Raw genomic sequence first — 14714 nt, forward strand, 5'->3', positions numbered from 1 at the left:
TTTCTCTATCACTATCTCTATTTAATTGGTGGGCAAAAACAGAGAGTATTGATACTTAAAGTAGACAAAAATCTAAACAGGTGATAGTATGTCTTTATTCTTAAAAACAGAAGGGAGATTAGACTTTTATGCTAAAACTTATTATCGCAAATTAAATTCCAATGAATTTAAATAGAAGGGTTATTCTATAATTTACTTATAGGTTTATTTTGTGATGCCCTTTTGCGATACTAAGAGAAGCGATATAATGTCTAATCTATATAAGTAGAAAATAAATTTATGTAATCCAACTAAAGAAAAGCATTAGCTTTAGTCTGGTTAATTTTATTTTTTTGCGTAAAAAAAGACTTTATGAGTTTATTATTCTCATAAAGTCTTTTTCTGTTTTTAGGAGGTGATAATTCCCATAAATACATGTAATGCACCAAGTTGATTAAAACAAAAATTGGAGGGAATTTAGATGAAAAAATATGAATTAGTAAGTGATTATCGTAATAATGTAAGTTTGAAGGAGAGTTTTAATGCCCTAGCAATGAAAACATTTGAATTAGATTTTCGAGGTTGGTACAACAGAGGGTATTGGAATGATAAATATATACCGTATTCATTTGTTGATGAAGGTAAGGTTATCTCAAATGCTTCAGTTAATAAAATGTCAATAATTATTGATGGTAAAATGTATAAAGGAATTCAAATTGGTACAGTAATGACTGATGAAAATTATCGCAATAAAGGTTTAGCTAAGCAATTAATGCAACATATTATGAAAGAATACGAAAATACTTATGATGTCATGTATCTTTTTGCGAATGATACAGTATTGGATTTTTATCCGAAGTTTGGCTTTACACGTCTCCATGAAAGCGAGTTTAGCTTAGACCTAGCAAAAAGCTCAATTCAAATGAGTTTGGATGCGAAAGTAAAACAGCTTACTATTGAAAATGACCTTTCATTACTTGAAAAGTTTGCGAAAAATCGCCGTGTAAACTCCACGATTTTAGATGTTGAGAATAATGAAAGTTTATTAATGTTTTATTTCACTTTAGTATTTTATGAAGCCATTTTCTATGTGGAAGATTTAGAAACGATTGTGTTAATGGAGGAAGAAGAAGATACGCTGCATATATTCGATATCATTTCATTAAATGAACCAGATGTTGAAGCTGTATTAGCAAGCATTGTAAATGTAACAACCAAAAAAGTGATATTTTATTTCACACCTAATTTTTCAATCGAGGGCATGTCAGCAACCATTATGCCAAATGATGATGATGCTTTGTTCGTCTTAACGAAAGAGCCGTTGCTGAAAGGTAACTTTATGTTCCCGTTAACATCACATTGTTAGTTATAGTGAAATATCTATACTGGAAGTATTGATACAGCTTGCACTTCAGGCTTTTGTACCAAACATAGTCCTATCGCGAATACGTCGAAGAACTTAAAAGCTCTTGTAGAGATAGAAAAGGATGTGGTACTAACAGAAAAAGAGTTAGTACCTTATCTTTATAACATCTCTATAGAGTTGTCTTTATTTGAAGAGCGTGTGTTTGTTGAAGATCCACAGAAGGAAAACTTTTTTATTAAAATTGAACAAAACTTCATGCGGTACTAAAATTTACTTGAACTGTATTTTATATCTGGGAGAACACTTAAAGTTTTTTCGAGGGTTTCAGCATATACCGTACAGTCCATTTCCAAAAATCCAATAAGACATTTGATATCTATAAACTATCTTCCAGTGGGATAAACAACGATATCGTACATTTCATGTAGCTCTCGAATATACTCATCTCCAAGCTATAATAACAGTATTTTCCTTGATTTCCCCCAACAATGATGCTGCAACCTTTTATACAAGCTAAGCGTTGCGAAATATTAGACTGATTGCCTTTAAGTTCCTCAACAATCTAACGGAACAGTTTTATTCCTATCATTAATACATTCTAAAATTTGAAGTCTTATCTTATTTGAAATTCATGTAATTTTTAAATCGATAAAATTATGTGTCATAAATTCTTCTCCAATTCATACTAGATGAAAGTTACTTGACGTGTGAGATGGAGTTGTTATAATGATGTTATTATATGAATATATGAACAAATGAACATATATTAACTTTATAATAGAAAGTGGGATAAAGATATGTTAGATATTATTGTAATTGGTGCTGGGCAAGCTGGCTTAACCATCGGATATTATTTGCAACAAGGAGGCTATAATTTTGTAATATTCGATGGAGAAAAAAGAATTGGGGATACATGGAGAAATAGATATGATTCCCTGATCCTATTTACACCTAAATCATATAGTTCACTGCCAGGGATGAGATTAGAAGGAGATAAAAATGCATTGCCTACAAAGGATGAAATCGCGGATTATCTTGAAGCATATGCTAAACGTTTTCTGTTACCGGTGAAAATGGAGACTACTGTACATAAAGTTCAAAAAATAAAAAGTACATTTGAAGTCACTACTGATAAAGGAATATTTCATTCTAAACATGTTATCATCGCATCTGGTGCTTTTCAGAAACCGTTCATTCCTTCAATTTCCGAAAGTCTTTCGCAAGAGGTATTTCAAATTCATTCCTCCCAATACCAATCACCTAAAATGATTCCAGATGGTCCCGTTCTTGTCATTGGAGGAGGGAATTCGGGTACACAAATTGCGACTGAACTTGCAGAGAATCATGATGTAACTATTGCTATTAGTCATCCATTTAAATTTTTACCACTTAATATTATGGGCAAGAGCATTTTTTACTGGTTAGAAAAGATTGGTCTCTTGTATGCAGGAACGGATACAAGGCGCGGATCATGGTTTCGAAAACAAAATGACCCTATTTTTGGCCTTGAATTAAAGCATCTGATTCGTAAAAAGAAAATAACTATTAAACCAAGGGTCATAAAAACACTAGGCACAGAAATAATGTTTAATGATCATAGCAAAAGAACCGTGCAAAATATTATTTGGTCAACAGGATTTGTACCTGACTACAAATGGATAGACATAGACGGAGTTTTAAATGCAAATGGTTTTCCTCTTCATAAAAGAGGATTGAGTCCAATACAAGGGTTATATTATATTGGACTACCGTGGCAACATCAAAGAGGATCGGGACTTATTTGTGGAGTAGGGAAAGATGCTGAGTTTTTATACTCGGTTCTGAAAAAGATGATTTAAGTTTTTGAATTTCGCCCTTGCGTAATTGATAATTGAATCCCCATTCCATATACCTTTCATTGGGACACTCTTATTAAGAGAAACATGGAAAAAGAATCAATTTCCTTTAAGGTTATTTCGAATAAACAAAATCATATCAATTGCATCAGAGTGGCACAAAACTAGCGAAAAAAGGGAAATCGTGCTGTTCGATTTCCCTTTTTGTTTGACTAAGTCATTCTATTTTCTTTACCCTTTGCTATGTTAATGGCAGTGTATTTTCGGAGATTTACTACTATATAACGCAAAGCAGATTTCGTTTTTTACCTTTTATTTTCCAAGGACAGAAAATCAAGTGAAACGGAAATTATCCAAATATAGATTCCTTCATGATATTTATAGGAATCTATAACTCCCTTTTTCTGTACTAATATTTTATCTGATTACCACTTTCTACCTTGATTGGTTTTCCAGTCATACGGCAAGATTTCTTTCAATAAAACAAACGTGTCATTTTCAACCTCTACAACAGCTTCTAAATTTTCTATTGAAAGCTGACTGATCAACTCTCGGCATCGTCCACATGGTGGAACAGCATTTCCTTCCGAGTCAACTGCAACAAAAGCTTTTATTTGATATTCGCCATTTTTCAACATGTCTGCAACCGCTGCATGCTCTGCACAAAAACCCATAGAACAAGCTGTATCAATACTAATCCCTGTGTAAATATTACTATCTACAGTTTCAACAGCTGCACCAACACTCCCATACTGAACAAAATCATTTAATTCTGTTGGCGAAGTAACTGCAGTTGCAATTTTTTTTAATTCTTTATGATTCATAAGTATGAACCTCCTTTTCTAAAAACGTGACATCGATTCTTCAACAATACTTAAAGTTAGATTCTCAAGAATAGTGTAATTTTCACTAAAAAAGCAAAAAATTTGAACTACACTGTACTTATAATTGCACTATTAGAGAAGCGCGACCTGCATTATCTGTTAGACCCGTAAAGAGATGGTAGATCGTGACATAATGAGTGAGATTTTTGATTGTACGCTACTTCTCTAAGTTATAGCACGAAAATGGTAAAGCCATTCATCAAGAGTCATGTTCATTACGGTTTTCACCATTTAGTTCAGCGTTACTGATATTTATATCAACTGTTGCTTCCAATGGGACAAAGCCATCAGGGCGCTATTCACTTTAACAGTTTGTAGAAAACCTTACAAATATTGATTTTTAAAATCAACTTATTTTATATCCTTCACCATATAGTACCATTCCTTTTCATTGAATAGAAAATGCCAGACGAAACTATTTTCTTGTAAATGAGTACGGAATGATATTTTCTCGTATAAATCCTTGGCCCTTTGATTTTTACCAGAAACGTGTAAACTTAGCCTAACAAGAAGTGGCTCTCCTTGTACAAAATCTTGCGCCCACTGCATTAGCAGCTTTCCAACTCCTTTGCTTCGATGGTCAGGATGGACAACAACATCGGCAATATAACATTCTCCGTACTTTGGTTTATAGTCAAATAAATATAGGCCAATAGACATTTTAAACACGTTCCATTTTCCAAAACTTTTAAAGCTCCTCCAAGGAAAATTACTTTGTTTATTCTTTATGTTAGTTTCTAACTTTATTTTAATAGATATTGTTCCGATAACCTCTCCATCTTGCAATGCTACCATTCTTTGGCTTGCTGGATCAATGGGAGTACACGCAAAAAGCTTTTCGAAAAAAAGAGCTAGATCTCCATCATTCATATTTGTTAAAGTTTGAAATTTCCCTCGAAACGCGTGAACATATAATCTGCTGACCTGAGGATTGTACTTAGGTTCCATAGGTTCAATTGTTATTGGCATTCTCATCACCTATCACTTTTTTCTAACTGGTTGTTGTTGCGTCACACAATGAATCATCCCACCATGCTGATAAAGCGACCTAACATCAATACCAACTACTTTACGCTCAGGATAGAGTTTTTGGATGATTTCATTTGCTATTTTATCATTAGGATCATTATAGTTAGGGACCAACACCACTTTATTCCCTATATAGAAGTTTACATACGAACCTTTTTCATTTATGTCTTTCCCATCTTCTAAAGAGATATCTTGTTTACTAAGGGGCAAATAGACATATTCATAAGGCTCACCTGAAGTATTTTTGGCATTTAACAATATTTTAATATCCTTCGTTGATAGGCCCCATTCGGCCAAATCATTTTCTGAGAAAGTAATGATTGTTTTTTGGTCGTAAAACTTAGCAAATCCATCAATATGAAAATCAGTAATATCTACGCCAGGAACTCCGTCTAGCCAGATAAAATTTGTCACGTTAAGGCTGCTGAGATATTTTTCAATTTCCGCTTCGGATAAGTTAGGATTTCTGTTTTTGTTGACGACAGAGCTTTTCGTTGACAAAAAGGTCCCGTTGCCGTCCAGCTCCATTGCTCCACCTTCAATAACTAATCCGTTCATATCAATTCGTTCAATGGCTAACTCCCGACTGATACGTTCACTTATCAAAGCATCCTTTGCAAAAGGAGTTTTCTCCCCCCACCCATTAAAATTCGGGCCCCAGATTTTTAAATTTTTATGTTGATCATACACAAAAATCGGGCCATTATCTCTTGACCACACATCATCAGTAGGAGCAATAAAGAAATCAATCATATTCAAATCAATACCTTGACCTCTTAAAATATTTGTAATTTTATCTTTTTCAGTCTGGTTGTAAGCAACAATATGAACTTTTTCACCTTCACTTAATGCAGCTGCCATCTCAATCCAAATATGCTCTATTTCTTGTCTATAGTCATCGCCATATGTGTAGCCATGAGGCCATTGTAACCAAGTGCCTTCATGTTCATTTTTTTCATCTGGAAATGTATATTTTTCCACAATTCATACCTCCTTAACATTGTGATATCGTTCTTTTGGACACATCCGCAAATAATTGATATGCATAGTGTAGCTAATCAAATTTTCCTATTAGTTCCTCCGACACTACTTACTCCAGCTAAGAGTATGGCCATATTATAGTGCTTCACACAGTGTTAAACTCAAGGGGCAAATCGAAATGAAATTGATTGCTCTTCAATGCCGTTCAGCCACAAGGTCAACGGTAATTACCTTGCCTTTATTTCATAAAAAGAAAAATCTTGCTACTATTTAAGTAACAAGACTTTAAAAAACATTTTATTTAATCAACTATAGCCTCCTGTTTTCTTATCCAACTCTCAGTAATCTCTGTGAATTTTTTAACTGCAGGTGAAATAGGCGTTCTGATTGCTAATCCAATCGTTCGTGATTGCGCTAATTCAAGTGGGATGACCTTGATGGAATCCAGATCTTTAGGGATAATCATTTCAGGTAAAATGCTAATACCTAAATTATTTTCAACCATAGAAAAAATAGAATTTTCATTCATGTTTTCGAATCGAATATTTGGCGCAATGTTGTTTTCTTTAAAAAATAACTGTATATCATCAAAGCATTGATAGGTTGGCATAATGAAGGGAGTATTTTCTATATCTTCAACCGATAGATATTTGTTGTTATGTAAAGGTGATTGCTCTGATACTACACATAAAAGTGGCTCAGTCTTTAACTTTACAATTTGAAATGAATGTAATGAAGTCGTTTTATTATTAATAAAACCACAATCAACTTCACTATTTAGTAACCATTTTTCTATCTCAGCATAATTTCCTTCAATTAGTTGAATTGCTATATTAGGATATTCCTTCCCCATTTCCTTAATAATAAAAGGAATCCAGTTTGTAGATATGCTACTAAATACCCCTACCTTTACCGTTCCTTTATTCAAGCCGTTAATAGCGTTTACTTCCTGCTTTAACATATCGTTATAATATAGAATCTCCCGAATAGTAATTAATAAATCTTTCCCATCCTGAGTTAGCTTGATTGCTGAGTTATTACGAATAAATAAAGGAAAGTTAAACTCTTTTTCTAAACTAGTAATAGCATGACTTACTGCAGATTGCGTTAATCCCAATTCTTCCGCTGTTTTTGTAAAACTATTTACCTCTGCTGCTTTACTAAAAATTTCATACTTCACTAAACTCATCGTTGACACCCCAAGAAATTTTTTCATGTACTTCATTATAATTATTCGCTGTATTAATGGCAATCATGTACTTATAATCAGATTAAATTTAATAAATGATTAAAAGGAGCTGTATGAAGTGAAAAAAATTTTAATTACAGGAGCTGCTGGGAAGATTGGTCAACATATAACGAATACTTTAATGGAACATACAAACTATCAATTAAGACTGGCAGATATTAATTTATTGCCTTTAAGAAAATTTAAGAAGTCGTCAGATCATGACGTTATTTATCTAGATGTATCTAGTTTAGAGGCATGTCAGGAAGCTTGTAAAAACGTAGATATTGTTATCCATTTAGCAGGAGATCCTTCTCAAAATGCAGATTTTTATAGTTCTTTATTAGAAAATACTATTAAAGGTTCATACAATATTTTTAAAGCTGCATCAGATAACGGTGTATCTAGGGTCGTAGCTGCTTCCAGTGCTCAAGCAGTTGAAGGTTATCCACTAGACTTCCAGGTAACCGATTCTTCACCAGTTAGACCAAAGAATATGTATGGGGTTAGCAAATGTTTTGTGGAAGCATTAGCATCATATTTCGCTTATGAGAAACAGTTACAAAGTATCGCTATCCGTATTGGTGCTTATGACGATTACAAGCCTGAGGGTCAGCCACTTTCAGCTCGAGACATGAGTGCCTATATAAGTCCAGAAGATTTTAGTGATCTTCTCCTTAAGACGATTACCACTAAAAATCTACCACCCTTCTCCATCTTACATGGTATATCAGATAATCGTTTTAAACGTTTAAATATTGAAGAAACAAAAAGATTAGTAGCATATACTCCGTATTCAGATGCGTTCAAATTGAGCGGAATTCAGTTTTTTTGACCGTTAGAAATTGCCTATATATATTAAGGAGGATTTTCTATGAAGCGTTTTGCAAAAAACACCAAAACGGCACAGATTAACCACTCAAAACAGCTAGAAACTAAAAAGAAAAAGACTTTTAATGACTACTGGAATGAAATGATTAAAGCTCTTATTGCTACTAAGTAAATAAAATGCTCATTGAATCAAATGTATCGATTTTTATAAATCTACAATCGTAAAGCTAAAAAAGAGGAAAAAACCCGAATTATCAATATCTGATTAATTATTAAGCGTGTTTCTAGCAAAAAAGGTCTGTTCAGATTGTAAATAACCTCTGAATTCGACCTTTTCTTTTCGACTTAAATAAAACTATTTTGATATGACATTTAAATCGTTCATTTTAATATAGTTCTTGCCAATTCGATAAATTCCTTCATTGATGGTGAAATCCATTTCTCCTGATGCCACAGCATTTGAGTGGCAAATCGTATTTCAGATAAATCCCAAGGTAAAGTGATTAGTTCTCCCCGCTCCAACTCTTCCTTAAGCGACATTTCAGGAAGTAAGGCAATACCTAGTCCAACCATTGTACATTGTTTAATGGCCTCTACACTATTAAACTCTAGTTCGGTCAAGCTGTCGGCCCCTTTTCTTAATAATGTGCGATAGAAGAAAGTTCGGTAAGAGCAACCCTTTTCACTTAGTAGAATATGCTCTCTGTTAAAATCTTCTATGCTTAATGTAGAACATGTAGCTAATGGATGGTTGGGGGATACTACCATAAGAAAAGGTTCATCCATTAAAAGCTCGGTATGAAGATCCAAAGAGATGATAGGTTCATCCAGCATAAAGACCACATCGACATTCCCTTCCCTCAGACTCTGTTTCAAATTGTGACTAGACAAAGGCCTAAACAAAAGACGAACGTGCGGATATCGTTCGCGAAAAAGCCGGAGTAATGCAGGTAACCGGTATGTACAGAGCACTTCGTCTGCACCGATTGTAACCGTACCCGTTAATTCTCCACTTTGACTCGAGACATACCGAGCCTCCTCTATATCATTTAAAATTTTGTTGGCATAGGGTAATAATTGCTGGCCAGCTTCTGTTAAGACGACACTTTTGCCTAAGCGATCCAGCAGCTTGACTCCCAATTCTTCCTCTAAAGCCTTAATTTGCATAGTTACAGTAGACGGAACATAGTTCAATACTTCCGCAGTGCGGCTAAAACTGCGTGTGAAAGCAAGCGTCCAAAATGTTTTAAGTTGGCGAATTTCCATTGAGACAGCACCTCTTAACTTCAAAATAATTGAACATTACGATCAAAAACGTTTCGTTGATTTGATCGTAACAGTACCGTAAAGTAAAAATCAAGCTTCAACACCAAATCTTGTATAACGAAGGAGAATCACATATGAAAGATTACGAAATTTATTCATTGGGGGATGTCGTGCTACAATCGGGCCAAAAGTTGCCTCAAGCCTTTCTAGCCTATAAAACATATGGAACTTTAAATTCCACCAAGTCAAACGTAATTGTCTACCCTACTTGGTTTGCAGGTCAGCACACTGATAATGAGTGGTTGATTGGACCTGGTAAAGCTCTCGATCCAGACAAGTACTTTATTATTGTACCTAATATGTTAGGGAATGGTCTTTCTTCCTCCCCAAGCAATACACCGGCCCCTTTCGACAGAGCAAATTTCCCGCTCATTACGATTTATGATAATGTTCAGCTACAACATCGGTTAGTAACTGAGAAATTTGGTATTAAAAAAATCGCTCTAGTCGTTGGCTGGTCACTCGGTGCGCTACAAACCTTTCAATGGGGAACAAATTATCCTAAAATGGTCGAACGTATTGCACCGTTCGGAGGAACAGCAAAAACTAGACCACATGCACAGCTTGTTTTTGAAGGATTTATCGCAGCATTGCAAGCAGATTCTGGCTGGAAGGAAGGTTTCTATACCCATCAGCCTACAAGAGGACTTGCCGCAATGGGACGTGCATATGCTCCTTGGGGGTTTTCTCAGACTTATTATTTAGAACAGCTCTATCAGATGGAAGGATACTCGACATTAAAGGCATATCTAGAAGATTATTGGGATCAAGTGTTCCTTTCCTTCGATGCCAACGACTTAATTACCATGCTCCGTACTGGAATTAGCGGAGATATTAGCGCCAATCCTCTAGACAATAATAATTTTGAGCAGGCATTAAACCGTATTACCGCTCATGTCCTTGTTATGCCAGGCTCGACCGATCTGTTTTTCCCTCCGGAAGATAATGCATATGAAGTGAAACATATGCCTAACGCTGTTTTTCAACCAATCGAATCCAAGTGGGGACATTGTTTTGGAGTCGGTCAAAATGAACTGGACTCTCTCGTAATAGACAACCATTTGAAACAATTTTTGCAGTTGTGATAAGTGGCTATCCGTATCTAATAACAAACAACTGATATTCGATTTTTTCAATTAAGTTAGCGTTTTCAAGATCTCTTTTTACTAAATAAAGCTAGATCTACATCAATAATTCCGCAAAATTTTGGCTGAACTCTTGACTTTATAGCTAACTAGAGGGTAAATACTCATACCGAAATAAAAGAAGAGAAGGTGAAAAAATGTTTAAAATCAGCGAATTTTCCTGGCTAAGCAGAATTCCACTGCAAACTTTGCGTTATTATGATCAGATTGGAATTTTAAAGCCTACCAAAACTGATGAATCGAATCGTCATGTTTAAAGAATTAGGGTTTACACTACAGCAAATCGGTCATCTTCTTCAAGAAAAAATATCTGCCGAACAAATTCGTGGCATGCTTAGACTTAAAGAAAGTGAAATCGAGCGACTGCTTGATATCGAAAGATCCAAGCTTGCCCAGGTTAAAGAACGAATACAGCTTATAGAGCGTGAAGGTCGGATGGATAAAGACCAGGAAGTCGTTATTAAGTGCGTTGAAGAAATGCACATGATTACATATGCTTCGCCAGGAATACTTGACGATATCCCTGCCCTTTTCGAAATTTTCGATGTACTTCTAGATAGTCGTTTTAGATCTTCCTTATATGGTCCTCAGACAGTGCTATGGAACACGCCAGGTAACACGGCGCATACCTTGGAACTTGAGGTCGGCTATTCTGTGAAATCGGACACACTTAAGCTGCCTGAGCATCTTAATCTACGTTTCCTACCAGCAGAAAAAGTAGCCACGCTATTGTTCCGTTCGGATTCGGCGTTTTTGGAAACAGCGTGTATAGACCTCGCTAGATGGATTGAGCGCAACGGCTACCGAATTCGAAGTGACCGACCGGGAAGGGAAATCTATGTACCTCTTTCAGGGGAGCCTAATACTCATCTTATCGAAATTCAAATTCCTATTGAAGAAGGAGAGATTCGTCTATGAGTAATAAATGGGTTGTATATTTACTTGCTTTAGCAGTTTTTCTTATTGGAACAATTGAATACATTATAAGCGGAATCCTTCATATGGTAGCAACTGATCTTGGAATAACAACATCCTCCGCTGGAGCGCTCGTTACGGCGTTCGCCCTTTCCGCAGCGATTGGGGCCCCTACCGTAATTGCGGCAACCATTCAGATGGATCGTAAAAAAATATTGTTGATGATGCTTGGTATTTTTATTTTGAGTAGCTTCCTAGTTTATTTCAGTCCCTCTTTTGAAATGATATTATTGGCGAGAATGATTCAAGGCGTTAGCGGAGGAGCAGCTTCTGTTATCGCTATGGCTGTGGCAACTCGCTTAGTAGAAGTACAGAATCGAGGTCGAGCTATCGGTACTATTTTGATGGGTTTAAGCAGTTCTCTTGTTCTCGGTGTTCCTGCTGGGACGTTTCTAAGCGAAATTATTGGCTGGAGAATATTATTCATCCTCATAGGAATACTAACGTCGATTCCACTGCTGGTTGTATTTGCCAAAGTTCCGTCTATTACTGAGAATAAAACTTTTACGATTGGCATGCAGCTGTCGATTTTGAAAAACAAAAAGATTGTTCTTGCTCTAGCCATTACACTGTTCTATATTGGGGGATACTCTACTCTGTTTACTTACATCGCCCCCTACTTACAAGCAAACGCAACACTCTCGGGTGCTGCACTTTCCGGAATTCTGTTGATATTTGGTCTTTGTAGTTTTTTCGGCTCCAAAGTTGGGGGAGTAATTGCTGATACTAAAGGACCGAAGTTCATGATCTATACAGGGCTTTCCTTCCAAACCGGAATACTACCACTACTAAATTGGGCAGAAGGCTTGATATATGCTATTATCCCGTTGATTATGGTATGGATGGTTGCTACCTGGGCGACCTCCCCAGCACAGCAGTTGTATCTAGTTTCCTTAGTAGAACATTCACCAGATATTGCTCTTAGCGTCAATACTTCGTTTATCCAGTTCGGTTTCGCTCTTGGCTCGGCTATCGGGGGGCTGGTAATCAGCAGTTTTTCTATAGATAATCTTAGTTGGTTTGGATTTACAATGGTCCTACTGGCGCTTTTAGTAGCCGTCCGGTTGTTCGCTTACAAAAATGAAAATTGAACTTTACAAAGATTCACTTTAGTTAACCTTTTGCCTGTTTCTTTGTATTCAGAATCAAAACTACCGAATGTAAAATAAACAAAATCAAAAAGGCTGGGACATAACTTAATGGTTCTTTCATAAAGCGGAATAATCTCTAAATTAACAAAATACGATAAATAGAAAATCCGAACTATTCCGGAACACTTCATGAGAGTTTCATTGGATAGTTCGGTATTTTTATTGGCTGAAACACATTTGTCTCAGCCTCCATTTTGATTTCTTTTCAATCAATTATGCCTTGGAATAATTACGTGCGAAAACTTTAACTTCTTTCAGCGGATGTTTGTCTCGAAGTCATCTTACCATCTATAAAGGCAAGAGATTAAATTTTTAAAATGGCTAATACATCTTCACCATCTGGATCAATACCTGCTTCAACGAAACCGAAGCTTCCGTAAAAGTTTTTCGCTACAGGATTATTTGGATTGTAACAGATTTCAATCTCTTCTAATCCATCTGTTTGCTTAATTTCGTCAAGAGCTAGTTGCATAGCTTTACATCCAATACCTTTGTTTTGATAGTTTTGATCTACCATAAACCGCCAAATCGAAATTCTATTTTTTGTTTCGGGCACCCACATGAAAAATCCGACCGGTTTCCCGTCTAAACAAATTGCGCGTGTTTGATAGGAGGGGTTGAATTTTGACTCAACGAGTGACCACATATTCTCTGCTACATAATCATACTGATCTTCGGCTACAGATAGCTCACAAACATCCTCATAATTATTTTTATCCACATCTGTAAGGGTAATATTCATTGTAATCTCCTATTGAATTAGTTAATAGTGAAAAATCACTGCTATCATTACGTCGTTGTTTTTTTATAGAGACTGGGATACTGAATTTATTTCTGTTGCTTTTCGCCCAAAATAATTTCTGCAATTTTGAGAGCATATTTTTCACTATCAAAATCTACATAATTACTTAACACTACAATCGTTAAATGTTCATCTAGGAAGCGCATAAAGTGTGAAGGATAGCCCGCCCAGAGTCCTGAATGTTCCAAGTATTGACGATTAAAATCTTTACCAATAGACAATCCAAAAGCATAGTCTTCATTATCAATAATTAGCTCGCCATCTGGGGAAGTTTTTGGCCCTATCTCTCCCATTCTTTTAACGAGCTCTTTTCCACCAACCGTGCCTGTAGCGAAGTTTTGTCCCCATTTTACTAAATCCTCAACATTTGAATGAACCGCTCCATCTCCAGTATGTTCCCAAGGACTTTCATAAATTTCAAATGTCCCTTTCTCATTCTTCGTGTAACCACGAGCCATCGAAACATCGGTAGGATAACTATCGACGATTGTTGTGTCATTCATATTTAAAGGCTCAAAAATACGCTCCTTCGAAAATTCCCGAATAGATTTCCCACTAGCTTTTTCAACTACTAAAGCTAATAAAAAATACCCTGTGTTACTATACTCAAATTTTGTTCCAACAGGAAAATCTGCAGTTTGATGACTAATAAGATGTTCTAGAGATTGTTCAATAGTTAATTTCTCTTTATCAGAAATCCCTTCTTTTTCAGCTAATTCCATATAATCTACTAATCCGCCAGTATGATGAATTAGATGTCTTAGCGTTACTGGTTCAGCATATGCACCTAGAGAAGGTATAAACTTTAAAATTGAATCGTCTAAACTCAATTTACCCTCTTGCTCTAATAATAAAATAGCGAATGCTGTGAATTGTTTAGAGACAGATGCGAGATTAAAAACGGTTTTTGTAGTAATTGGTCGTTTCATTTCTATCGAATCTAAACCAACTGCTCCCTTATAAGTTACACCATCATCAAAACTCGCAATATAAGCACAGCCTGGTTCATCTAGTGAATGGTTTTTCAATAATTGGTGAATCTCCGCATCTATTGTTTGATTATATATACTGTTCATATATAAATTCACCTCTTCAAAATTTTTTTACCAAAAGGTTATGGATCCAGTATAAAGCCTCACATTGTGTGAACCTCAAGTTGTTATATATAAAGAAGAACCTTTA

General features: G+C 35.6%; 15 protein-coding genes. 8 read left to right on the plus strand and 7 right to left on the minus strand.

The features are described 5' to 3' along the window. The first annotated feature begins 460 nt into the window (after positions 1–460). Together C7Y47_RS04580 and C7Y47_RS04590 are read left to right on the plus strand one after the other, a co-directional pair. Complete coding sequence (locus tag C7Y47_RS04580; protein WP_142507684.1) at positions 461–1345, plus strand: GNAT family N-acetyltransferase; 885 nt, start codon at positions 461–463, stop codon at positions 1343–1345. Positions 1346–2142: 797 nt separating this feature from the next. After that, positions 2143–3183 carry a flavin-containing monooxygenase gene (locus tag C7Y47_RS04590; protein ID WP_142507685.1) on the plus strand — a complete coding sequence of 347 codons (1041 nt, stop codon included), beginning with the start codon at positions 2143–2145 and terminating at the stop codon, positions 3181–3183. 422 nt (positions 3184–3605) lie between these two features. Here the strand turns inward: C7Y47_RS04590 and C7Y47_RS04595 are convergent, their stop codons facing one another. The 4 genes from C7Y47_RS04595 to C7Y47_RS04610 form a co-directional block, all read right to left on the minus strand. Further along, positions 3606–4004, minus strand: a complete 399-nt coding sequence (locus C7Y47_RS04595; RefSeq protein WP_142507686.1) for a cytidine deaminase family protein — start codon at positions 4002–4004, stop codon at positions 3606–3608. Between the two features lie 411 nt (positions 4005–4415). Further along, positions 4416–5033, minus strand: coding sequence for a GNAT family N-acetyltransferase (locus C7Y47_RS04600; protein WP_255505002.1), 618 nt, complete (start codon positions 5031–5033; stop codon positions 4416–4418). Between the two features lie 12 nt (positions 5034–5045). Continuing rightward, positions 5046–6074: an agmatine deiminase family protein gene (locus C7Y47_RS04605; protein ID WP_436970092.1), complete on the minus strand. Its 1029-nt coding sequence runs from the start codon at positions 6072–6074 to the stop codon at positions 5046–5048. A gap of 301 nt (positions 6075–6375) precedes the next feature. Beyond that, positions 6376–7263, minus strand: a complete 888-nt coding sequence (locus C7Y47_RS04610) for a LysR family transcriptional regulator (RefSeq protein ID WP_142507689.1) — start codon at positions 7261–7263, stop codon at positions 6376–6378. Positions 7264–7381: 118 nt separating this feature from the next. Between C7Y47_RS04610 and C7Y47_RS04615 the strand changes: the two genes are divergently transcribed. After that, positions 7382–8137 (plus strand): NAD-dependent epimerase/dehydratase family protein, encoded by a 756-nt coding sequence (locus C7Y47_RS04615; protein WP_142507690.1) that lies wholly within the window; start codon positions 7382–7384, stop codon positions 8135–8137. Between the two features lie 39 nt (positions 8138–8176). After that, positions 8177–8305 carry a hypothetical protein gene (locus C7Y47_RS25430; RefSeq protein ID WP_255505004.1) on the plus strand — a complete coding sequence of 43 codons (129 nt, stop codon included), beginning with the start codon at positions 8177–8179 and terminating at the stop codon, positions 8303–8305. 209 nt (positions 8306–8514) lie between these two features. Here C7Y47_RS25430 and C7Y47_RS04620 read toward each other — a convergent pair whose 3' ends face one another. Beyond that, complete coding sequence (locus tag C7Y47_RS04620) at positions 8515–9399, minus strand: LysR family transcriptional regulator (protein WP_142507691.1); 885 nt, start codon at positions 9397–9399, stop codon at positions 8515–8517. A gap of 134 nt (positions 9400–9533) precedes the next feature. On the opposite strand from C7Y47_RS04620, the gene C7Y47_RS04625 reads away from it, so the two are divergent. The 4 genes from C7Y47_RS04625 (at position 9534) to C7Y47_RS04635 (ending at position 12670) form a co-directional block, all read left to right on the plus strand. Continuing rightward, positions 9534–10544 (plus strand): alpha/beta fold hydrolase, encoded by a 1011-nt coding sequence (locus tag C7Y47_RS04625; protein WP_142507692.1) that lies wholly within the window; start codon positions 9534–9536, stop codon positions 10542–10544. A 197-nt stretch (positions 10545–10741) separates the two neighbouring features. Then, positions 10742–10861 (plus strand): MerR family DNA-binding transcriptional regulator, encoded by a 120-nt coding sequence (locus tag C7Y47_RS26055; protein ID WP_366151250.1) that lies wholly within the window; start codon positions 10742–10744, stop codon positions 10859–10861. After that, positions 10839–11522 carry a MerR family transcriptional regulator gene (locus tag C7Y47_RS04630; protein ID WP_366151251.1) on the plus strand — a complete coding sequence of 228 codons (684 nt, stop codon included), beginning with the start codon at positions 10839–10841 and terminating at the stop codon, positions 11520–11522. The genes C7Y47_RS26055 and C7Y47_RS04630 overlap by 23 nt, the downstream gene beginning before the upstream one ends. Further along, complete coding sequence (locus C7Y47_RS04635; protein ID WP_142507693.1) at positions 11519–12670, plus strand: MFS transporter; 1152 nt, start codon at positions 11519–11521, stop codon at positions 12668–12670. Before C7Y47_RS04630 ends, C7Y47_RS04635 begins: the two co-directional genes overlap by 4 nt. A gap of 364 nt (positions 12671–13034) precedes the next feature. On the opposite strand, the gene C7Y47_RS04640 is transcribed toward C7Y47_RS04635, so the two are convergent. Together C7Y47_RS04640 and C7Y47_RS04645 are read right to left on the minus strand one after the other, a co-directional pair. Continuing rightward, positions 13035–13472: a GNAT family N-acetyltransferase gene (locus tag C7Y47_RS04640; protein WP_142507694.1), complete on the minus strand. Its 438-nt coding sequence runs from the start codon at positions 13470–13472 to the stop codon at positions 13035–13037. Between the two features lie 86 nt (positions 13473–13558). Next, positions 13559–14608: a serine hydrolase domain-containing protein gene (locus C7Y47_RS04645; RefSeq protein WP_142507695.1), complete on the minus strand. Its 1050-nt coding sequence runs from the start codon at positions 14606–14608 to the stop codon at positions 13559–13561. Between the last annotated feature and the right edge of the window lie 106 nt (positions 14609–14714).

It is taken from the genome of Lysinibacillus sphaericus, from assembly GCF_006864135.1.
In the GTDB taxonomy this organism is placed as follows: Bacteria; Bacillota; Bacilli; order Bacillales_A; family Planococcaceae; genus Lysinibacillus.

What these genes read in the sequence shown, in the direction of transcription:
- C7Y47_RS04580 (WP_142507684.1), top strand. Translation starts at nt 461, where the DNA reads ATGAAAAAATATGAATTAGTAAGTGATTATCGTAATAATGTAAGTTTG.
- C7Y47_RS04590 (WP_142507685.1), top strand. Translation starts at nt 2,143, where the DNA reads ATGTTAGATATTATTGTAATTGGTGCTGGGCAAGCTGGCTTAACCATC.
- C7Y47_RS04595 (WP_142507686.1), bottom strand. Translation starts at nt 4,004, where the DNA reads ATGAATCATAAAGAATTAAAAAAAATTGCAACTGCAGTTACTTCGCCA.
- C7Y47_RS04600 (WP_255505002.1), bottom strand. Translation starts at nt 5,033, where the DNA reads ATGCCAATAACAATTGAACCTATGGAACCTAAGTACAATCCTCAGGTC.
- C7Y47_RS04610 (WP_142507689.1), bottom strand. Translation starts at nt 7,263, where the DNA reads ATGAGTTTAGTGAAGTATGAAATTTTTAGTAAAGCAGCAGAGGTAAAT.
- C7Y47_RS25430 (WP_255505004.1), top strand. Translation starts at nt 8,177, where the DNA reads ATGAAGCGTTTTGCAAAAAACACCAAAACGGCACAGATTAACCACTCA.
- C7Y47_RS04620 (WP_142507691.1), bottom strand. Translation starts at nt 9,399, where the DNA reads ATGGAAATTCGCCAACTTAAAACATTTTGGACGCTTGCTTTCACACGC.
- C7Y47_RS04625 (WP_142507692.1), top strand. Translation starts at nt 9,534, where the DNA reads ATGAAAGATTACGAAATTTATTCATTGGGGGATGTCGTGCTACAATCG.
- C7Y47_RS26055 (WP_366151250.1), top strand. Translation starts at nt 10,742, where the DNA reads ATGTTTAAAATCAGCGAATTTTCCTGGCTAAGCAGAATTCCACTGCAA.
- C7Y47_RS04630 (WP_366151251.1), top strand. Translation starts at nt 10,839, where the DNA reads ATGAATCGAATCGTCATGTTTAAAGAATTAGGGTTTACACTACAGCAA.
- C7Y47_RS04635 (WP_142507693.1), top strand. Translation starts at nt 11,519, where the DNA reads ATGAGTAATAAATGGGTTGTATATTTACTTGCTTTAGCAGTTTTTCTT.
- C7Y47_RS04640 (WP_142507694.1), bottom strand. Translation starts at nt 13,472, where the DNA reads ATGAATATTACCCTTACAGATGTGGATAAAAATAATTATGAGGATGTT.
- C7Y47_RS04645 (WP_142507695.1), bottom strand. Translation starts at nt 14,608, where the DNA reads ATGAACAGTATATATAATCAAACAATAGATGCGGAGATTCACCAATTA.